At 67.8% G+C, this 18,237-nt stretch carries 17 protein-coding genes; 8 read left to right on the top strand and 9 right to left on the bottom strand.

Annotation, left to right across the window (positions count from 1 at the left end; all coding sequences use genetic code 11):
• Nucleotides 1-73 precede the first annotated feature (73 nt).
• Complete coding sequence (locus tag ACIP4O_RS01570) at nt 74-844, top strand: polysaccharide deacetylase family protein (protein ID WP_401573760.1); 771 nt, start codon at nt 74-76, stop codon at nt 842-844.
• 14 nt (nt 845-858) lie between these two features.
• Nucleotides 859-1,164 carry a hypothetical protein gene (locus ACIP4O_RS01575; RefSeq protein WP_401570201.1) on the top strand — a complete coding sequence of 102 codons (306 nt, stop codon included), beginning with the start codon at nt 859-861 and terminating at the stop codon, nt 1,162-1,164.
• Nucleotides 1,165-1,296: 132 nt separating this feature from the next.
• Here the strand turns inward: ACIP4O_RS01575 and ACIP4O_RS01580 are convergent, their stop codons facing one another.
• The 3 genes from ACIP4O_RS01580 to ACIP4O_RS01590 form a co-directional block, all read right to left on the bottom strand.
• Nucleotides 1,297-2,136 carry a PIG-L family deacetylase gene (locus ACIP4O_RS01580; protein ID WP_401570203.1) on the bottom strand — a complete coding sequence of 280 codons (840 nt, stop codon included), beginning with the start codon at nt 2,134-2,136 and terminating at the stop codon, nt 1,297-1,299.
• 269 nt (nt 2,137-2,405) lie between these two features.
• Nucleotides 2,406-3,710 (bottom strand): peptidase, encoded by a 1,305-nt coding sequence (locus ACIP4O_RS01585; protein ID WP_401570206.1) that lies wholly within the window; start codon nt 3,708-3,710, stop codon nt 2,406-2,408.
• A gap of 749 nt (nt 3,711-4,459) precedes the next feature.
• Nucleotides 4,460-4,897: a MarR family winged helix-turn-helix transcriptional regulator gene (locus tag ACIP4O_RS01590; RefSeq protein WP_401573762.1), complete on the bottom strand. Its 438-nt coding sequence runs from the start codon at nt 4,895-4,897 to the stop codon at nt 4,460-4,462.
• 104 nt (nt 4,898-5,001) lie between these two features.
• Between ACIP4O_RS01590 and ACIP4O_RS01595 the strand changes: the two genes are divergently transcribed.
• Nucleotides 5,002-5,823, top strand: coding sequence for an alpha/beta fold hydrolase (locus ACIP4O_RS01595; RefSeq protein WP_401570209.1), 822 nt, complete (start codon nt 5,002-5,004; stop codon nt 5,821-5,823).
• A gap of 783 nt (nt 5,824-6,606) precedes the next feature.
• On the opposite strand, the gene ACIP4O_RS01600 is transcribed toward ACIP4O_RS01595, so the two are convergent.
• On the bottom strand, nt 6,607-7,011 hold the full coding sequence (locus tag ACIP4O_RS01600) for a DNA-binding protein (protein WP_401570212.1): 405 nt from the start codon (nt 7,009-7,011) through the stop codon (nt 6,607-6,609).
• Nucleotides 7,012-7,193: 182 nt separating this feature from the next.
• Between ACIP4O_RS01600 and ACIP4O_RS01605 the strand changes: the two genes are divergently transcribed.
• The 3 genes from ACIP4O_RS01605 to ACIP4O_RS01615 all read left to right on the top strand — a co-directional run bounded on the left by ACIP4O_RS01605 (nt 7,194) and on the right by ACIP4O_RS01615 (nt 10,914).
• Nucleotides 7,194-7,532, top strand: a complete 339-nt coding sequence (locus ACIP4O_RS01605; protein ID WP_401570215.1) for a hypothetical protein — start codon at nt 7,194-7,196, stop codon at nt 7,530-7,532.
• 194 nt (nt 7,533-7,726) lie between these two features.
• On the top strand, nt 7,727-8,503 hold the full coding sequence (locus tag ACIP4O_RS01610) for a DUF3800 domain-containing protein (RefSeq protein WP_401570218.1): 777 nt from the start codon (nt 7,727-7,729) through the stop codon (nt 8,501-8,503).
• Nucleotides 8,504-8,646: 143 nt separating this feature from the next.
• Nucleotides 8,647-10,914 (top strand): hypothetical protein, encoded by a 2,268-nt coding sequence (locus ACIP4O_RS01615; protein ID WP_401570221.1) that lies wholly within the window; start codon nt 8,647-8,649, stop codon nt 10,912-10,914.
• Nucleotides 10,915-11,354: 440 nt separating this feature from the next.
• On the opposite strand, the gene ACIP4O_RS01620 is transcribed toward ACIP4O_RS01615, so the two are convergent.
• The 3 genes from ACIP4O_RS01620 to ACIP4O_RS01630 all read right to left on the bottom strand — a co-directional run bounded on the left by ACIP4O_RS01620 (nt 11,355) and on the right by ACIP4O_RS01630 (nt 14,805).
• Nucleotides 11,355-12,830 (bottom strand): ATP-binding protein, encoded by a 1,476-nt coding sequence (locus tag ACIP4O_RS01620; RefSeq protein ID WP_401570223.1) that lies wholly within the window; start codon nt 12,828-12,830, stop codon nt 11,355-11,357.
• Nucleotides 12,831-12,908: 78 nt separating this feature from the next.
• Nucleotides 12,909-13,475, bottom strand: a complete 567-nt coding sequence (locus ACIP4O_RS01625; RefSeq protein WP_401570225.1) for a GNAT family N-acetyltransferase — start codon at nt 13,473-13,475, stop codon at nt 12,909-12,911.
• A gap of 25 nt (nt 13,476-13,500) precedes the next feature.
• A complete protein-coding gene (locus ACIP4O_RS01630) occupies nt 13,501-14,805 on the bottom strand; it encodes a hypothetical protein (protein WP_401570228.1) in 1,305 nt (434 codons plus the stop codon).
• A 257-nt stretch (nt 14,806-15,062) separates the two neighbouring features.
• Here ACIP4O_RS01630 and ACIP4O_RS01635 point away from each other — a divergent pair, with 257 nt between their 5' ends.
• Entirely contained in the window at nt 15,063-15,506 is a 444-nt protein-coding gene (locus ACIP4O_RS01635; protein WP_401570231.1) for an ATP-binding protein, read from the top strand.
• A complete protein-coding gene (locus ACIP4O_RS01640) occupies nt 15,503-15,868 on the top strand; it encodes a hypothetical protein (RefSeq protein WP_401570234.1) in 366 nt (121 codons plus the stop codon). Before ACIP4O_RS01635 ends, ACIP4O_RS01640 begins: the two co-directional genes overlap by 4 nt.
• Nucleotides 15,869-15,984: 116 nt before the next feature.
• Here ACIP4O_RS01640 and ACIP4O_RS01645 read toward each other — a convergent pair whose 3' ends face one another.
• On the bottom strand, nt 15,985-17,697 hold the full coding sequence (locus ACIP4O_RS01645) for a relaxase/mobilization nuclease domain-containing protein (protein ID WP_401570237.1): 1,713 nt from the start codon (nt 17,695-17,697) through the stop codon (nt 15,985-15,987).
• A complete protein-coding gene (locus ACIP4O_RS01650; RefSeq protein WP_401570240.1) occupies nt 17,694-18,188 on the bottom strand; it encodes a plasmid mobilization protein in 495 nt (164 codons plus the stop codon). The genes ACIP4O_RS01645 and ACIP4O_RS01650 overlap by 4 nt, the downstream gene beginning before the upstream one ends.
• Nucleotides 18,189-18,237 lie beyond the last annotated feature (49 nt).

An 18,237-nucleotide genomic window follows, 5' to 3' on the forward strand; every position in this document is an offset into this window, starting at 1 on the left:
ATGTCCGCAGGCCAGACGTGTGACTAGATGGGGGCACGGCAACGGCGGCGACACCGAGGGGCGGGCGGCGGAGATGGCACGGCACAGGGAAAAGGGCTGGCGCGGGAAGTGCGTCGCGGCGGTACTCGGCGTCTCGGCGCTCGCCGCGGTCACCTCGCTGTGGACCGCGCAGGCCGACACCCTCTCGGGTCCCGCGCCGCACCCGAGCGCGTCCGCGACCCACGCCGCGCAGCCCGAGAAGGTCGCGCTCGGCATCGCGCACGCCTCGGACAAGGGCGCCCGCGGCGTCAACATCACGATCGACGACGGCCCCGACCCCACCTGGACGCCGCAGGTCCTGGCCGTCCTCAAGGAGTACGGGGTCAAGGCGACGTTCTGCATGGTCGGCACCCAGGCCCAGGCGTACCCGGACCTCGTCAAGCAGGTCGTCGCGGACGGCCACCGGCTCTGCGACCACACGATCTCGCACGACACCGCCATGGACCACAAGTCCGAGGCCTACCAGGCCAAGGAGATCCTCGACGCCGAACGGATGATCACCAAGGCGTCCGGCGGCGTCCGCCCCCAGTACTACCGCGCCCCGGGCGGCGCCTTCACCCCGTACAGCCGCGAGCTCGCCGCCTCCCACGGCATGCGCCCCCTGGGCTGGAACGTCGACACGAAGGACTTCGAACACCCCGGCGTCGCGGCCATCGTCGCGACGGTCAAGAACGAACTGCCGGGCGGCCCGACGATCCTCTTCCACGACGCGGGCGGCGACCGCGCCCAAACCCTGGCAGCCCTCCGCGAGGTCCTGCCCTGGCTGAAGCAGCAGGGATACGCCTTCGGCTTCCCGGTCCGGTAGCGACCGAGGCACACGTGACCACGGAGATCTGGGCCTCGGCCCTGTCCCTGACGGGAGTGGCGCTCGGCGCCGGCCTGACCGCGCTCTCCCAGCGCGCCACCCAGCGCTCCGCCGACCGGGCCGAGGAACGACGCCTGATCACGGCGACGAGCGAGTCCCGCCGGGCCGAACGCTCCAGTCCGTCAAGGACTTCCTCGCTCCGCGCCCAGGAAGCCGAACGCGCACCTGGAAGCGGGCAAGACGACCTTCATGGCGGCGGCCGCGCCGTCCTCTCACCCCCAGCGGACCCCGGACGGGACCTGCCGGGGGCCGGGACCTGAGGGCGGCGCGGGGGGCGGTCACGGCCTCGGGCACGGGCTGATGCTGCGCGGCCGTACACAGGGACCGAAGCAGCGGCCGGTTCAGCGCATCCGCGCGCACAGGCGATCAGCGCATCCGCACGTACGGGCCGTTCAGCGCAGCCCCGCGAAGAGGTCGTCCTCCGGCAGGTCCGCGTCGGTGGTGTCCCTGACCCGGACGAACGTCTCGGTCCCCATCAGCTCCCCGAACCGCTCCTTGCCCATCCGGAGGAAGAAGATGTTGTCGCCCTGGCTCGCGTGCGCGGCCAGGGAGTCGAACTTCTGGTCACTGAACGCGGAGGTGTCCACCCACGTCGTGATCTCCTCGTCCGGCAGCCCGATCTCCGCCATCGCGGCGAGTTCCTCGGGGTCCGGCTCCGGCATGTCCGGGGCGAACTCGCGCATGGTCTCCCCGAACCGTCGCATCGCGGAGCGGGGCGTCGTCGTCCAGTAGACCTTCGGCGTCAGACCGCTCAGCTCCACCGCGGCCATCGTGACGCGGTGGGCCTGGATGTGGTCGGGGTGGCCGTAGAAGCCGTTCTCGTCGTAGGTGACGACGACGTCGGGCCGGTAGTGCCGCATGAGGTCGGCGAGCCGCGCGGCGGCCTCGTCGACGGGCGTCCGCCAGAAGGCGCCGGGCGCCTCGTTGCTCGGCCACCCCATCATCCCGGAGTCGCCGTAGCCGAGCACCTCCAGATCGCTGATCTTCAGCACCTCGCGGCTCGCTTCGAGCTCCTCGCGGCGCATCGCGGCCACGGCCGCCCCGTCGTGCCCGTCGTCCCCCGGCTTCACACCCCCCGGCCCGTCCCCGCACCGCCCATCGGTACACGTCACGAGCACGGTCCGCACCCCCTCCGCGGCGTACCGCGCCAGCACCCCGCCGGTGCTGGTGGCCTCGTCATCGGGATGCGCGTGCACCGCCATGAGGGTCAAGGCCCGGTCGTTCCCAGTCATGAAAAACAGTCCTTCCGCACCACTACGTCTAGTCCCGCACCAACCACTGCGTCTTGTCCCGCACACACGGCACGCCCCCTGATCCTGGCAGACGGGAGGGCTCGGGCGGGGCCCCGGCCGGTGCTTCTCGCGTGCGCGTGGCACCCGCCGGGGGACCTGGGGCACAGCAGCGCACGCGGGGAGGGACCTGCCGCCGCACGGGGCTCACACGTACGGGCGTGCGTACGAGCCCCGCGGCGACTCACGTGCGAGAACCCGGGCGCGGCGACTCAGGCGTGGGCACCGGCCTTGCGGCGCCGTACGAGGACGAGCGCGCCCCCGCCCGCAGCCAGGGCCACGCCGCTCGCGAGGGCGAGCTGCGGCAGACCGGAGGAGGAGCCCGTCGCGGCGAGACTCCCGCCGACCGGCTGCGAGGTCCCGCCCTGCGGCTGGACGCCCGAGGAGGCGCCCGGCGTCGGCGCGGCCGTGTGCGGGCCGGTCGTGCTGGGCGTGGCGATCCCGACCTCGATCGGCTCGCTGCCCGCGGCGCCGATCACGAACTCGTAGTCCTCCAGGTCGGGGCTGCCGCCGCAGGAGCCGTCGTCGTTGATGTAGTCACCGGCGACGAAGGTGACGCCCTTGCCCGCGGGGGCCGAGGCGTCGACCCCCAGCCGCATCTTGATGTCGGTGTGGGCACCGGCCTTCAGCGGGCTGATGGCGTCCATGTAGTGCTTGTTGTCGACGGTCTTCCACGTCGAGGAGCCGGAGGACCACTGGAGGTGCACCAGTTCGTCGCTGCTTTTGAGTCCGCTCTCGTCGGTCGCGTGGACGTAGGCGAAGGGCAGCACCTTGTCCATCGTCTTGTCGGTCCCGTTGGTCACTCGGAGCGTGAAGCCGACCTTCGTCCCGGCGACGACGGTGGACGGCAGACCCTGTACGTCGGTGGTGAGCCCGGCCTCCGGCACGCACGCCGTACCGCCGGTCTCCTCGCCCTCGCCCGGCGTGTCCAAGGCCTCTGCCAGGGCTTTGTCAGCGGCGGTCTTGTCGGCCAGGGCGGCCTTGGTGGCCTTCTCCGCCTGGTCCACCTTCCGCGCCGCGGCGACGCGCTCGTCGTCGCGCGCCTCCATCGCCCGCGCGGCGGCGTCGTCGGCGTTGGCCTTCGCCTCCGCCGCGTTCCCGGCGGCGGCCTTCGCCTCGCCGAGCTTGCTCTCGGCGGCGGCCCGCTCCTCATCGGTGGCCGTCTCCGGCAGCGCGTCGAGGGCGGCTTGGGCATCGACGACGGCCTGATCGGCACTCGCCTGCGCCGCCTCGGCCTCCTTCGCCGCACTCACGGCGGCAGCGGCGGCCACGGCGAGCGGATTGCCGTCCGCGAGGATGACGTCCAGCGCCTCCCGCGCGCTCTTCTCGGCCCCCACCGCCTGGTCGTACACCGCCTGCGCCGCCTCGGCGGCCTTCCTCAACTCCGCGATGCCGGGCTGCTTCTGGGCCTGCGCGGCCGAGCCCCCCTCGGCGAAGGCGGGAGCCCCAGCCAACAGGAGGACGGGCAGGGTCACAGCGGCGGCAACACTGGTGGCAAGAACCGTACGTATCTTCACAAGAACCCTTCGGCACCCAAAAGAAAGGAAGGGCCCACCGCGTCAGAACCCACAGCACGACCCGGTTGGATCGTATGACCACCCCACCACCCACCGGCCACAATTTCCCCACACGGCACGGGCGTTCCCTCAACGAAACGACCGACAGAAAGGCCAAACGAGGACAGTTGCCCCGACGCGCCTTCCTTCCCCTATGACCATCGCCACAACGCCCCACCGCCCCCAGTCAGCCGCCGGACAAACGCGCTCCCGGCTTGAGCCGGCCCAACCACCAGACAGAGGCCCCAGACCCCCACCGGACCGACCCCTCCGCCCCCCACGACCACCGCCCCAACGCCTGGGTGCATCAGCGCAGTACAGGCGCTGATGGCCCCTGCCAGCCGCAAGACGACGTACGGGTATCGAGCGGACCTGGGCAGCTCGGTGAGAGCGACCCGCACTGGCTGTACTGGGTGAACCCGGGCGAAATGAGCGGACAACGGAGTGGTGGCTGAGGCGAGCTGGGAAGTCCACCGAGGCTGCGGCGGCCGTCGCGTCGGCCCCGTGGTTCACTCGCTGAGGACGCGGCGCGGACGAAGGCGCAGTTCCTCCCGCGCGCGGCCACGGCCCCGATGCGCGCGGGTGATGCCGACGCCGGATGCGCGACCGGGGAAGAAGTCCTGGCGATGGTGCGGGACGTGCGGTCCGCGAGGCTGAGCGATCACCTGCACGCGATGGCATCCCGCGGCGTGCCCTCGTCGGTCACCGGCTCAGTCGCCGGTCCGTGTGAGGGCCCCCGGGCCGAGATGTTCGGCGATGAGGCTCAGTGCGGCCTTGACCTCGTTCAGTCGTTCCGGTTCCTCCAGCGCGCGCGTGAGGACGTCGTCGATGTCGGCGGAGCGCACTTCGGCGACGCGGGGAGAGACGTCAGGGGCGGGGCTGATGAGTGTGCGGCGGCGGTCGGACGGGTCGGTGCGGGTCTCGACCGCCCCTGCCTCGCGCAGACGTGCGACGCACGCCGAGACCTTGCTCTGAGGGAAGCCGGTCCGCGCGGCGACGTCCTTGACGGGTGTGCCCGGGTGCGCCCTGATGTCGGCCGCGACGATGATCACCGACTGTGCGCCCGTCCCGTGGGCGCCGATGCCCTCGGTGGGGATGGCGGCCTCGCCGAGCTTCATGAGGGTGCGCCCCAGCAGGGCCAGATCCATGCCGTTCACACAGGCAATCTACATCAGAACAGATGCATCCAAGTTGATGCATCTGTTCTGATGGAATAGCGTGGGTTCCCCACCCGGCGAAGGAAGGACCTCTCATGACGACCGGCCTACTGCACGCCGACGGCGCCACCGTCCACTTCGAGCAGCGCGGCGACGGCCCGCTCCTGTTCATCTCGCAGAGCGGCGAGGGCGACGCCCACCGCACCACCGATCTCGTCGACGCCCTGACCGACGACTTCACAGTCCTGACCTACGACCGCCGGGGCCTGTCCCGCAGCGTGCTCGACGACCCCGAGCGGCCCGTCACCATGGCCGACCACACCGACGACGCCCACCGCCTCCTCGCGCACGTCGCCGACGGCCCGGCACTCATGCTCGGATGCAGCTTCGGCGCCGTCATCGGCCTGCACCTGGCAGCCCACCACGGCGAGCAGCTCGACACCCTGATCGCCCACGAACCCGTCGCCCCCTGGCTGCTCGACTCGGAAGCCGACGCCCACCGTCGCGAACTGGCCGAACTGCAGGCACTGTTCGCCGCAGGCGGCCTGACCGCTGCCCTGCCGGCCATCGCGGCATCGCTCGGCATCGACTCGGCCAACGCCGACACCGAACCCGATCTGACCCCGCAGCCGATGGACGAACGGCGCCGCACCAACTTCGCCCACTTCATCACCACCGAGTTCACGGCCCTGCGCGCCGATCCCGGCTGCCGCGACTACCTCACCACCACCACGACCCGCATCCTGCCGGCCACCGGACGCACCACCCCGGCGACGGTCTTCGACTACCAGGCCGCCCACCGCCTGGGCGCCGTGCTCGACCGGCCGGTCCTCACTTTCCCCGGCGGGCACAACGGCAACACCACCCATCCCCGGGCCTGGGCCTCCCAGCTCCGTACCACCCTGCGCACGCACTGACCGCGGCGGTGCTCCCCGCCCCACTCGGGGTCGCATGCGGATCGCCCCCGACGGATTCAGGCTGGCACCTTCTCTCCGCGGGCAGGTTCTCGTTGCCGGGCGCGGCCGTCGAAGGCGACCGATGTTTCCGGCGTGGTCGTGCCGTCCGGGCCGCGGCGGACGTACCCCGGCGGGCTTGGGGCCGGTGCTGCGCGGGAGCTGGATGAGGAGGGCGCGGATACGGGGCACCTCGCGCCGGTCGCAGCGTAAAGGGGGTGAGCCCCACCGGCACGGTTCACCCGCTCGTGCCGCCGCTCCCCGCTCTTCCCCGAGCTGCCCAGCAGAGGTGACATGAGACAGGGCCGTGGTCCGATGCGACGACGGACCACGTCCCCTGAGGCATGCGGTGCAGGCCACTCGAATTGCGTCTCGACATTCAAGACACCCCGGTGGCCTGGTGCCCGCGAATCGAGGCCGGACGCTCGATCTGACGTGCCGTGAAAGGCGTTGTTGTGGCACGCGAATGGCACGCGAGCGCTGAACGGTCTAGACAACACAAAAGCCCCGGATCTCTGACCTGGGGCTTTTCTGTGGAGCGGGTGACGAGAATCGAACTCGCGCTCTGACCTTGGGAATCAGTGGTTCTTGGACCACCGCATTGGCTCTGACCTGCGTGTTTGGTCGAGACGGGCGCGGCTGTTGCGGCCTCCGGACGCCGTACATGACCGTTGTTGTCCGCTCCGCTGGGCACGGATGGGGCACGAGAGCTGGCAGCGCGACGCGTGCTCCTGGCGGGCCGACTGGTCAGAGGGGGATGATGCGCACTTGGTTGCCGCAGAGCTTGTTCATGTCGTCGCTGTCGGACGTCAGGAGGGCGACGGGTTTCGGCTGCCGGAGTGCGACCTCGGCGACCGTCGCGTCGATGGCGTACTTGTGCCCGTGCAGCCCGGCGCCTTTGAGTAGCTCCGCTGCCGCCTTGGCCGCCTGCTCGGTGACCGGTTCCACCTTGACGCGGGACAGGGTCCAGTTCAGGCGAGGCGTGTTGGTGCGGGAGTGGGTCACTTCCACGATGGTGTTCGCCCCGATCACGAGGTCGGCCCCCATGTCGTGGAAGACCCGCAGCCTCACGAGGAGCTTGCGGTCCTGCGCGATCCAGGCGGAAAGCCCTTCCGAGTCCAAGATGACGGGCCTCGACGCGCTCGCCCACACGGCGTCCGCGCCCTTGAGGTCGTCGAGTGCTGGTCGGCGATCACGACGCGGTCGGATCTTGCTGCACGGCCAAAGTCGAAGGGCGCTTCCTCTAGGCGGAGACGCCGTGCGGAAGCTGCGCCAACGGCGGTCCACATCAGCGCCGTTGACTATGACGGCTTAATTTAGTTAACTAGCTGCTTATGGACTTCACTATTATCGCGCACGCTGTCGAAGTGGATCACGGCGTGAAGCGCCTCTCGATGCGCTTCATCAAGCGGTATGCCGCGCCCGACCGGGTTCGACTCAGTACCGAGCTCTGTGAGCAGATCACGCAAGCCCTGGATGCACTGGGTTTGATGACTCTTCCCCGTCAACTCCCGACTACGGAAAACGAGTTCGTCTTCGTTATCAAGAAGGACAGCCCACTGGGTGAGGCCGTGATTATCGCTGCATCTGTCGCGATGATGGAGAAGATGGGAGCTCCGGTACTTCCCAGTCTTTTCGGGCGATTCCCGTCAGCGATGAGTCATTTGACGTAAAAGTCCGGCCAAGGGTATAGCTGGTTCCGGCCAGATTCCGTCTTGTCGGATTATTTTCACACTGACAACTCGCGCAGCCTCATACAGTTCCCTCTGCTGCGATGCCTGCAGCGGTCTGAGTGGTCTGAGTGGTCCGGACGTGCCGCCGGTGACTCCTCTCCTTCTGATAGTCCCGGCCTAACGGAGTTGCCTACATGGACCACCATCGGAGTCTGCCGCCCTGTTCGGCGCGAAGCATCACACTGCCACCTCAACGGTGCGTCTCCGTCACCTCGTATTTGCCTCCGAAGCAGCTCCTTTCGGACAGCATCTATTTCCTTGACGACTCAGGAAATAGTGATATGTCGCTATTTGGATTCTTTCGGGTTCCCTGGGGCGAAGGTCTGTCTGTGGCCGATGCCCAGTGGAGTGCATTCCTGGAGAAGTTGCAGTTCAGCCCTGACTTCAGCTACACGCCCGGGTACCCGCTCCATGCCGTTGACCTTCTCGGAGGTCGAGGTCGACTGCTGCACCCGGAGGGCGGCCCGGCGCCCGGCTTGCAGCGGAAGCGGGAGGTCGCAGGCATAGTGCTCCAGGGTCTGGAGACGCTGGCCCAGGTGCCCGAGCTGACCGTGGGATCTGTGTACCGCCGCGGCGCGACCCGCGAGGCCTTGTACGTGGACCTGGTGGAGATGATCAACAACTGGCATGCCGAGGCCGGTAGTTCGTGCCGGTTCGTCGTCGATGGCAACGGTACGGAGAGGGCGCTGCGGGATGCGCATCGTCGACTGCCCAGCGACCGTCGGCACGTTTTGGGGGATCCCGAACTTCTCCCGGCCCGCCGGACCCCGTTGCTGCAGGCGGCCGATTTTGTCGCCCACGCCGCTTACCAATTTCTGGTCCGGTATCCCGCCCGCGCGTTCATGTGGGACTGGTACCCGCGCGTCTTTCCCGAGTCCAGCCTGCCGATAGATCTCGACCGGTTCCACTGAAAAAGTCCGGGCCCCGGCTTTGACGCCGGGGCCCGGGTCGGACCTGGTGATCCGGAGAACCGGGCCAGGACCGCAGCTCAAGGTTCCCATACATTCACCGCTCATGACCCGGAGGACGCATGCCCAGCCCAGCTTCCCGATCCGTGACGCTCTCCTGGAAGGGGGAAAACGTCGCCGTCTCCAGCGTCGAACACGCCTTGCCCGTGCTGCCCGATGCGTCGGCCCAGGACAAGGTCGAGGCGGCCGGCCTCGCCAACCCGGCTGCCCCGCTGCCCGTAGGTGCCTGGCAGGCGGTCGCCCGGGCGGCGACTCATCCCGAGGGCGTGGCGGTGATGCTGCAGCCCACTCCGCAGGAGCCCTTCGGTCTTCTGCTGGACGAGAACGTCGAAGGCGCCACTCTCCGTACGTTCAACACCCGGGTATGGCTCAGCGAACTCCAGCCCGGCATCCAGCCCCGCACGGGCATGGAGGTGCTGGACGTACCCGACCCGCAGGTGGTGGGCACGACCGAGGGCGGGGAGCCGTGCGCAGTCGTGCGCTACCGGTACAAGGACCTTCAGCACCTGAAGGATCACGTGCGGCAGACCGTTCACAGCACCCTGGCACTCAACAGCTATGCGGTCTCCATCCTCAGCCGGAAGGTGACCCGACCTCTGATCACCCATCCGGTCGAGTTCACCTTCGATGACGGCACCGAGTCCTTCCACGCCCTGGTCGTACGGGACGGCATCACGCGGGTGGCCAGCGCCTGGGCGGTCCTCGCCGGCCCGGACGCCGAGGCGGCGGAAACCGCCGACCTGATGGTCGAGTCACTGTTCGGGAGGGCGTCGGGAGCCCCTGCGGCGGACGGCCGAACACTCGCTGAACGGCTGGCGGCAGTCCGCAGGAACTGGCGGACAACGCTCGCCGACGAGTTCGCGCGGGCCATGATCGGGCCGGAGCCAGACGACCGCGGAGTCCAGATCGCGCAGACCTACGTGGTACCGGCCCAGATTGCGGTCGGTGTTGAGGGGCACCCGGGCCACCTGCTGGCGGCTGAAGATGTCTTCGACGATGCAATGCGTTCGATCCTGGCCAGCGTGCACGTCGAATTCAAGGCATGGGACGCCGCAGCCCAGAATGTTGAGGTCGCCACGCGGGCCCTCAAGCGCGTCATTCAGCTCGGCAACGCCCAAGTGACCAAGGAGGACCTTCAGGTTGTCTACGGCCTGGCTGTGGGCCGGAGCGTCCCCGCAGACCTCCCCCGGGAGTACGGGGACGACAGCCTCCCCGGCACCGCCCTATGGCGCGGCATCCAACTGGTCCACGCCCTGACCCGGCCTGAGCTCTACGATCCGCTCAAGGATCAGGCCAAAATCATCAAGGGTGGCTCGCGGATGAGCTCCAAGGGTTTCGCCGAACTGCTGGGGCCGATCATCGATCTGCCGTGGCGAAGCGCGAAGAAGACCGTTTCGAAGCAGGCCCGCAACGCCTGGAGCAACGGTGGGGTTCTTACGCGGGACGTGCTCAAGGAATGGGATCCGGTCTTTACAGCCGACTTCACTACGCTGGTGGAACCGGCGCTGGCAGGGGACACCAACGCGCGCTGCACACTGGCGGTGGCCGGCGGTATTTCGTTGATTGCAGACAAACTCCTCACCCGCAACGTGGGCTCGACTCTGATGGGGCCCAAGGAGAAGGGCGGAGTGCCGTTCCGGTCGGACGTTCACCTGGTCGTCGAGAACCTCTCGGCGGAGGACAACGAGCTTGGCCTGTGGACGCTGGCGCTGACCGCCAACAGGTTCCAGGACGGCTCGCTGCCGAAGAATGCCCAACTGGTGCGGCAGCTCGTTCGCCGGGACCGGGAGGACGCAGGGAGCACGGCCTACGTCCACCTCAAAGTAGACGTGGACCAGCCGGACAGGATCGCCCGGGACGAGAACGGTGTACCTGTGCCGTTGTCCGAGTGGGACGTCGTGTGGGCTTCCGACGCGGAGCGTGCCAGCACCGCCTATGCGGAGCACTTGGCGCGCCTGAGGCCTGTCCCTCCACAGTCCTCAGGTACCGGTACGGCTGCGGACCAGTTGGCGGACGGAAACGGAAACCTTTCAGACGTCGAGACGGCCTCGTCCGAACCGAAGCCGGGCGAGGTCTCGTTCGGTGGTTCCGGCGATGGTGCTCCGAGTATGCGGCAAGCCCCGGAATTCCGGCGTACGCTGCGGGCCGGTCTGGAAAGCGCTCGATTTTCCTTGGAGAGACTGATGGAGATCGACCGGACGGCCGGCAGTTGGCCGCCGGTCATGGAGTCTTCCGACTTCGAGGAGCTGCGGCAATCGTTGCTCGAGATTCAGACCGACCTCGAGAATCTGCGGCGTAGCATTCAGGGCGATGACCCGACCCTGCCGGGGGATTCCGAGGACGACGAAGACTGAGGACCGAACCCAGGTATCCTTTGCGGGCGTCTGCCATATCTGGACTCGTTGTGGCCCGGCTCGGAGAGTTGTTCACAGCGAATACTGCATTCTGAGGGCTTGGCTTCCCGTATTCGCATCCGCATCCTCACTCCGTGACCAAGGCCCAGGTCGACGACCTAAGCCTTGGTCACGGAGTAGGTGACGAGAATCGAACTCGCGCTCTGAGCTCGGGAATTACCGATGCTGACGCGTATAGAGGATCTGAGCTGCGCTTTTTGCGTGCTGCAGACGCTTGAGTCCCGGTCTGTGCGAGCTGCATCCGACCGCTCGTGTCTGTTCTGCTGGGCACGGATGGGGCACGGGCTGGCAGTGCAATGGATCTCAACTCGAACAGCACGGATGAGACGGGGCAAGAGGTATGTGGCTGGTCGACCCCATTACGGAGGTGCCCCAAAGATTTACTCAGAACTGGTCGCCATTCGGTAAGCGGAAGCGCTCCCCCTCTTCCCCGGGACGCGCTCAATCTGCCCCGCGTCGATGAGGCGAAGAAAAATGGTTTTGACCTTGTTCTCCGATCCAATTCCGGTTAGCGCCCGTACCGTCCGGTTGTTGATTTCCTCGTGACTAGTTAGGTACTGCATCACTATTTCTTCGGGTGATCCCAGCCGCTCATGACGGATGTTGACGAGAACGGAATTTTCCAATTCCTCGATCACTGGATCTTTCAGTTTCAGCTTTTTCATGGCGGCAAAGGCTGTAGCCAAACCCTCACCCACATCCTTGTTTGGTGGATCTGGGAACTTGTTAATTAGTCGAACGATTGCACCATTGCGGGAAAACCTCTCTTTGAGAATGTTGCGAGTCGTGATGTGCGCGGGTAGGCGTCCGGGGCTCTCCACCTCGACCCGATTATCAAAGATTCTCACGTGTACGTCGTCTGCGGTTCCGTAGTCCCTATGGATTACGGCGTTCGTGATGATCTCGTGCAGAGTTTCAAACGGGTATGTGATCGGAGCGAGTCCTTCGGGGCCGAGTATCTTCACCTCTTCGATTAGTTCAGAGGTTTTCGCTACGGCCGCCTTGATTTGTCCGTAGAGGGAGCCCTCGATAGTTAGAGGGTCGAATGCAAGATTCTCTCGCGAACCCTGTGGGTCGGTAGTCTTGTACCTGTAGATCTTGATGGCGCAGCGTTTGGGCAGGGGTGCTTGTGGCTCATCTGAATAGAGAAGAAGACCAGCCACTGTGGGTTTGTCTCCCACGATCATCATTTGTTTCCGCAGCCAAGGTTCAGGTTCTCCGGTGGGGACGCTACTAAGCATGAAATCGATTACGGTTAGTGAATTGGTGATTAGATCGATAGGGGCTGGTACGGTTTCGGATTCGAAAGATGTGATGCCCTTGTTTCGGCGCAGACTTTCGAGGCGGTCCGCGCCTACCGGGAGGCTTTGGCTCCCGCGCCGGACGTAAGGTTTTCCGTCGCTGGCGCGCTTAATCTCCTTGGTCTTTTGGATAATTACATGCAGGACTAGGCCAGGATGCCCATCGCACTGCATGAATTCATAAAGGAAATCTCCACCGAGCGGAAACAGCTCTTCAAATACTTGCAGATGCCCATTAGCTGCTTCCATGTTGTCAAATCCGCGCCAACTGTGATTCTTTCCGTTGGGCCCTTCGTCGATTCCGATATAAAGTTCTCCGCCATCTGCGTTGGCGAAGGCGGAGATGGCTTTCGTGAGCTTCGCTGGCGAGATGTCAATTGCCTTCAGGTCCTCGAAATGGCCTTCCTCTATCTGGAGGATCTTGTAGACCTGGTTCTTGAGTACCAAGATTTTTTGAATTGACATTCGACGGTAGCCTCCCCTGTCTAGCTTGTTCTGGTGATCGTACCCAGTCGCTCTCGTGCTGGGGGAGTAAACGCGTAAGCCGAAGGTCATGAAGCGGCTTTGGGCTGGAGCTGCCCAGGTGCGAATGATCTTGACCTTGTAGACATCGGCGGTTGCTTCGCGCTCCCGCTACTCGCCCGCAGCTACCTGCTGCCTCGCCCACTCCCGGTCCAGGATGGCGTGGACGATGGAGTCGCGCCATTGCCCGGCCTTCTGGATGTGCTCGCGGATGCGGCCCTCCTCGACCATTCCCGCCTTGTTCATGGTGGCGGCGCTCGCATCGTTGGCAGGGGAGCGTGCGCCCCACACGCGGTGCAGGGACAGGGGACCAAACGCGAGGCCGAGGAGGGCTCGGACGGTGGCGGTGCCGTAGCCCTTGCCCCAGGTGTCGGGGCGGAGGGCGAAGCCCATGGTGGCGCCGCGTGTCTGGTGGGGGTCGAGGGCGAGCCGGCCGAAGCCGATGAGTTGGCTGTCGCTCGCGCGGGTGACGGCGAGCCCGTATTCCGTCCGCGGGTTGGCCTGCGCGGCCCCTATCGTGCGCTCCACGATGGCGCGGGTCTCGTCCTCGGTGCGCGGTTCGAAGCTCATGTGGCGGGTCGCCGCAGCGTCACCGTAGACGGCGAGCACTGCGGCGACGTCGTCCGGCGTGAATTCGCGGAGGGTGACGGGGCCGGCGGTGAAATGGATCGGCTGCATTGCCGGACCCTATCGCCGGGCCTGGTCAGCTCGGCAGTGCGAGACGGAAGGTGGTGAACTGGGCGATCTCCTCGCGCAGCTCGCGGGCCAGGACGCTGGTCCTGGCGGGGCTGTTCATGAGGGTGGTCGCGACGCGCCCGGCGGAGACGACGATGCCCTTGTTGCGCTGGGCGGGGGGCAGGTCGAGGACCGGGCGGAGGGCGTCAGCGGCTCCGTCCAGGGAGTCCGCGTGCAGCCGTACGAGGGCGACGTTGCACTGGGTGCCTGCCTCGTCTCCGTACGCCCAGTAGTCGGTGCCTCGGTCCTGGTAGGCGTGGGCCGCCGCGACGACAGCCTCGGTGGTTTCGGTGTCGCTGAGCCCGAGCAGGACGCGGGACTCGGCGGCGTAGTAGGCGTGCTTGGCGTCGGTGAAGGTGAGGATGCCGCCGAGGTTGTCGAGCTCGTCCGGGGTGATGTCGGCGCGGGCGCTGGTGGCGCGCTGGTTGGCGGCGTGCACGGTCTCCGCGTCGCCGAGGAGCGCGGCGGCCCGGGCTTCGAGGGCGGGGAGCCAGGCGGAGACGCTGCCTCGCAGGGCCGGGTGCTCGGCGGCACCCTTGCGGGCGAAGAACACGGCGTCGTCGGGGCGCCCCGCCCAGTAGGTGATGAGCGACTTGAGGCCGTCGACAGCGGCGAGGAGGGCGGGGTGCTCGGCCTGTTCGGCGCAGACGCCCGCGGTTCGCGCCTGCATCATCGCCGAGTGCATGTCCCCCATGTCGTGGCTGGCCTTGGACATGAACCAGGACAAGAGGCTCGCGCAGATCTGCAACTGCCGCATCTGGCTGGGGCGTACGCGCCCACCCTCGATGAGACGGAACGCGTCTTCCTGCGCGGCCGACAAGTCGGGGAAGAGGGTGGGGAGGGGCACGCGCTGGTAGACGGCGGCGATGCGGGCCACCTCGTCCTGGAGGAAGCCCAGGGTTTCGTCCCCGAGCTGCCCTCGTTCAGCTCCCAGCGCGAATTCGCGGGCTCGGCGTGCGGCCATCTCGGCGCTCCTCCTCATGTTGGTGAGCGCGCCGGGATCATCCCGGTGCGTCTCGTCGGCGGCCGGTTTCCACAACTGCTCGATGCTGTGCCCGAACATCCGGACGAGGATGCGGCGGGCGTCGCGCTGCGGTACGCGCTTGCCGTAGTACCAAGCCTCGTACGTCGTCTCCGCGGGGCAACACGTCAGGAGATCCGGGTCGTTGTCCGCTGCCGCGAGTTCTTCGGCGGCGGCGCGGAACCGGGCCTGGAAGGCTTTCGGGTGCTTCAGCTCCTGTGCGTCGCAGAGCTGCCTGAACAGCGTGTGCATGACGTCCCCTTGCAGTGAGGTCACCGGCACGTACGAACCCACGGTACGGCTGCTATGGACTCAACTTCGGCTCTAACTCGTCCTGTTGGGTGGTCCGAGGTGAATCCGAGGGGGCGGCGAGGTTTCGTAGCCCATCCGAGGGATTTTGCCGAGGAAATGCCGGTGCTCGAACGCTGTGGAGATGCGTCGCCCTGCGGCGGGATGCTCGGTCACTCACCGACGTGGTGGCTGACGAGTGCCGAGGGGAACCAATGTCCGTGGCAGCAACAGACGACGACGCAGAACAGATGGTGGCTCCCCGTGACTGGGCGGGGGAGTTCGCGGTGGCGCATGTCTCGGTGCCGGAGGCACGCCGCACGGCCGAACGGCTGCTGCCGAGGCTTGGCTTCAACGGCGACCTGGAGGCGGCACGCACGATCGTGTCGGAGCTGATGACCAACGCGGTGCTGCACGGCGCGGGCGACGGTTCGTACCTGGTGCTGCGCTTGGCTCCGCGAGCGGACGGCGCCCTCGTCGTCGAGGTGGTGGACAACAGCCCGGCGAAGCCGAGGCCGGCCGCCGTCGGCGGTGTCGGGACGGCGGCCGAGTCGGGGCGTGGGCTGCTCCTCGTCGCTGCGCTGGGCGCGCGGGTCACGTGGGCCGCCGTGGGCGACCGTAAGACCGTACGCGCGCTCCTGCCCTCCGCTCAGGAAACCCGATGAGCGACCCGAGCCAGGCTCCGGACGAATACCTGCGGGAGCTGGAGCCCGCTTTCGTGCGGAAGCTGAGCGCCGCCGTGGAGCGCGTTCGGGGGCTGTCCCCGGTGGATCGCCCTGACCGGCAGACGGTCAACGATGCCTTCGTGCAACTGAGTTCTGGTTTGCGCGAGCTGTGCGAGGCGTTCAGCGGTTGCGGTCATCCCGGGGTGGCGGGCGTGGTCCGGGCCGGTTGGAGGCTGCTCGACTCGCCCCGCCTGCCGACGACTTCGTGGGGCGACTCCGCGACCCGGTGGCACCTGCGTTCGCTGGCCCTTGAGACGCGGGCCTTGCTGGACGTGGCGACGGCGTGGGAGGCGGGGCGGTGAGAGTACTGGCCCTCGCGCATCCGGGTCGTCTTCGGTGCCCACCTCCTCGTGGCTCGCCGACCGCTGTCCCGTGGTGACCAGTGTCCGTTACGAACTCGGCTACCTCGTGGCCGACTTCAGCGTCGGCGTACCGGGGTTGTCGGTCCCGACAGGGGATTCGTCGCCGCCGGAATCGGCCGAGCGCCACGTACCGGACCCCGCACCGTACTGCGCGCCATAGCCGCCTGCGCGCGGGGGCTGGGTGCCGTGCGTGCGCCGAGTCGGTGGACGCGCCAGGTCAGTACGCGCGCGGGACTGCGGGTGTTCTCCAGGGAGCGCTGGCCGAGTGCTTGGTCGAGCAGGGCGGTCGCGGAGTGGCCCGTGACCTCTGCTTCGGCGAGGGCGGTGGCGAGTGCGTCCCAGGCGGGATCGTGGAGGATGCGGTCGGCGTGCTCGGGCGCTGCGTGTGCCACGTGCTGGGCGAGTCGCTGCCTCGTCTGGGGCGGAGGGGTGCGCTCGGCGAGGTGGTTCAGCGCGGTGTCGGTGGCGCGCACGGACGCGGACTGCATGTGCGGGAGGGCTTGCTTGGTCGCGGCCTCCTGCTGGGCGTGTTGGTGTGTGCGGTGCCAGTGCAGGGCGAAGGCCACGGCGGTGAGCGTGGCGTCCAGGAGCATCGCGAAGGCTGCTCCGTCACGGTCCGGGGGCCGCTCCCGCCAGATCGCCTGGACACTGCGGCGGAGCACGCGCGCGCTGTGGAGGTCGGCGGTGATGCGGGAGCGGGTGGCGCGTTCGAAGGCTGTGGCCGCGTGGGTGAGGTCTGCCCTCGTATCGGCCGGGGCGATGGCGGCCAGCAGGTCCAGCGATGTGCCGAGTGCGACCAGTTGCCCTTGGGCGAGGTGTTCGTCGCCGTGCGCGAGGTGGTGCGGGACGCGTTCGACGGCGGCGATGGCCTGGTGCCAGGGATCGCCCGCCCGGACGGCGACGGGCTCACCGGCGGTCGGGGTTTCCAGGCTCTGGCGGATCTTGGGCAGGGACAGGTCGGGGGCGAGGGTGGACCCAGAGTAGAACACCGGATCGCCCGCGTCGTTGGTGTCGCCGCGCAGGGCGAAGTTGCAGCCCAGGGCATCGCCCGAGGGGCCGTGCTTGAGGCGGACGATCACTTCGGTCGCCTCAAGGAGCGAGAAGAACTCGGCCTCGTCCGTCGCGGCGGCCACTGCCCTGCGCACACGCAGGCGAAGGACTTGGCGGGTGGTGGTCGCGGCGCCTTGGCGCTTGGCCTTGAAGTGCTCCTTGCTGGTGTGGCGCTTGGCGGCGGTGCCGTCGCCCGGGTTCAGGCGCCGGAGGCCGTAGTCGGCTTCGATCTTCCTGGCTTCCCTCTGCACGGCGCGCTTGTCGTGGTCGCGTGCGGGACGGCGGCCGTCCTGGCGGACGAGGGTGGCGGCGATGTGGATGTGGTCCTCGGCGTGGCGGACGGCCACCCAGCGGCAAGCCTCCTTGTCGCCCTGTGGCGCGATGCCGGCGGCGGCCACGATGCGCCGGGCGATCTCGCCCCACTGCTCGTCGGTGAGGACCGGGTCCTCGGGCGCGGCACGAACGGGACAGTGCCAGACGGTGTGCGCGGGAGCCGCGTCGCCGAGCATCCGTACGGGCTGGTCGAGTTGCGCGGCGAGCTGGTCTGCCACGTTCCGGGGATCGCGATGGGGAGTCCGGCCCGGGTCGGGGGCGAAGCCGTTCCAGGATGCCACCACGTGCGGATCGACGTGTTCGTTGGCCCTGCCGGGGCCGAAGAGGTAGCCGATGGTGCGGTGTGTGGCCCTCGGCCCTTTGCCGAGGATGATTTTCGGGATCACCGTGCCTCCAGCGTGCGCGCGACGGCCGTGTCCACGTCGGCGATCGACGCCTCCACGCGGGCCAGCAGCCGCATGACGGTGTCGGCCAAGGGCCACTCGCCCTCCATGTTCATGTGGCGGGCGAGCTGGTTGAGGTTGCTGCCGACCTTGCCCAGTTGCCCGTTGGCTGTCATCAGCGCCTGCACCATGGCGCGGTAGTCGGCGACGGCGGCGGTCGGGTCGTCGGCGCGGGCAGCCGCGAGGGCGCTTTCGGCGACGTAGCCGCCGGGGGTCATGCGGCTCAAAGCGGCGGCGTTGCGCACGAGTACGAACTCGGCGTCGTTGAAGCGTGGCGAGACGCGGCGGTCGCGGAGCTTCGGGTTTCGCAGACGGCGACGCGGTGCGCACTGCTGCGGTACGTCAGGCGTCCGGTGGGCGGGCCCTTCCCCGGCCGGCGCCCCTGGGCCGGCCGTCTCCGAAGCACCCCGGGCGGCGGATGCCTCAGTCCCCACCGGGGCCGAGGCCGGGTAAGGACTCCTTACCCGACAACTTGCTGCGTCT

It is taken from the genome of Streptomyces sp. NPDC088923 (assembly GCF_044749745.1).
Taxonomy (GTDB): Bacteria; Actinomycetota; Actinomycetes; order Streptomycetales; family Streptomycetaceae; genus Streptomyces.

What these genes read in the sequence shown, in the direction of transcription:
- ACIP4O_RS01570 (WP_401573760.1), top strand. Translation starts at nt 74, where the DNA reads ATGGCACGGCACAGGGAAAAGGGCTGGCGCGGGAAGTGCGTCGCGGCG.
- ACIP4O_RS01580 (WP_401570203.1), bottom strand. Translation starts at nt 2,136, where the DNA reads ATGACTGGGAACGACCGGGCCTTGACCCTCATGGCGGTGCACGCGCAT.
- ACIP4O_RS01590 (WP_401573762.1), bottom strand. Translation starts at nt 4,897, where the DNA reads ATGGATCTGGCCCTGCTGGGGCGCACCCTCATGAAGCTCGGCGAGGCC.
- ACIP4O_RS01595 (WP_401570209.1), top strand. Translation starts at nt 5,002, where the DNA reads ATGACGACCGGCCTACTGCACGCCGACGGCGCCACCGTCCACTTCGAG.
- ACIP4O_RS01605 (WP_401570215.1), top strand. Translation starts at nt 7,194, where the DNA reads ATGGACTTCACTATTATCGCGCACGCTGTCGAAGTGGATCACGGCGTG.
- ACIP4O_RS01610 (WP_401570218.1), top strand. Translation starts at nt 7,727, where the DNA reads ATGGACCACCATCGGAGTCTGCCGCCCTGTTCGGCGCGAAGCATCACA.
- ACIP4O_RS01620 (WP_401570223.1), bottom strand. Translation starts at nt 12,830, where the DNA reads ATGACCTTCGGCTTACGCGTTTACTCCCCCAGCACGAGAGCGACTGGG.
- ACIP4O_RS01625 (WP_401570225.1), bottom strand. Translation starts at nt 13,475, where the DNA reads ATGCAGCCGATCCATTTCACCGCCGGCCCCGTCACCCTCCGCGAATTC.
- ACIP4O_RS01630 (WP_401570228.1), bottom strand. Translation starts at nt 14,805, where the DNA reads ATGCACACGCTGTTCAGGCAGCTCTGCGACGCACAGGAGCTGAAGCAC.
- ACIP4O_RS01640 (WP_401570234.1), top strand. Translation starts at nt 15,503, where the DNA reads ATGAGCGACCCGAGCCAGGCTCCGGACGAATACCTGCGGGAGCTGGAG.